The following is an 801-nucleotide window of genomic DNA, read 5'->3' on the forward strand; positions in this document are numbered from 1 at the left end:
ACTCTTTAATTTTATCCTGCAAATTTTTCCGTTGCACCGCCCCAGTGACTGAATCCAGGATCCCTTGAACCAGGACAACCGCTGCGATCCCACCTAATACAGTGCCTACCTTAAACCATTTTGGTAGACCAACCAGTTTAATAAAGGCGGCTTCCCCGATACGACCTTGTTGTAGAAGATATGATTTTGCTGCGAGCGATAATGCTTTGTTAGCGAAGCCATATGTAAGCATCGGCGTAATAACATCAGCGACACTAATTAAAATTTTGTGCGTTTTTGACTCGGGAACAAAATCGATATCATGAAATTTTATTGATGTTCCAACAACCTTGTAAGCTTTGCGTATCGCTTCATTGGCGTTATTTATTGCTATTTCATATTTAGCATGTTGTTGTGAAATACTACCGACTGCAGTGGAATTGTCCGCGACAAGTTCTGTCAGTCTCACCGCTCTTTTTTCATTATCGGGGGTAAAAAAGGTTATCAAACATAATTGATAGCTCTCGTAAATTTTATTTTTGTTAGAATCTTTATTGGGTTAATTGACCCAATACCTTAATTTTTTCGTATGATTTGTAGAAATCAAACTATAACCAACACCATTATTTCATCTTCTTAACAGGTTCTAAGTCGCTGAAAAAACAGTTGTAATTTAAATCACCAGTGAAAGTATTTTATACTTACCCTCTACAGATAGAGCAGAGTATGTTAAGCATGACAGTTACTCCTTAATGATTATTTACAACCCCATTCACCATTTTCGCATCCAGTGTACTAAGGAAGGTGGTATAAAAAGTAAGC

At 37.3% G+C, this 801-nt stretch carries 1 protein-coding gene; it reads right to left on the reverse strand.

Translation table 11 applies throughout. The features are described 5' to 3' along the window. Positions 1-487 (reverse strand): hypothetical protein (locus CBG25_RS18475; RefSeq protein ID WP_290608494.1); only part of this gene is annotated, 487 nt, incomplete at its 3' end. Positions 488-801: the final 314 nt, after the last annotated feature.

This window comes from Arsenophonus sp. ENCA (genome assembly GCF_002287155.1).
GTDB classification, from domain to species: Bacteria; Pseudomonadota; Gammaproteobacteria; order Enterobacterales; family Enterobacteriaceae; genus Arsenophonus; species Arsenophonus nilaparvatae.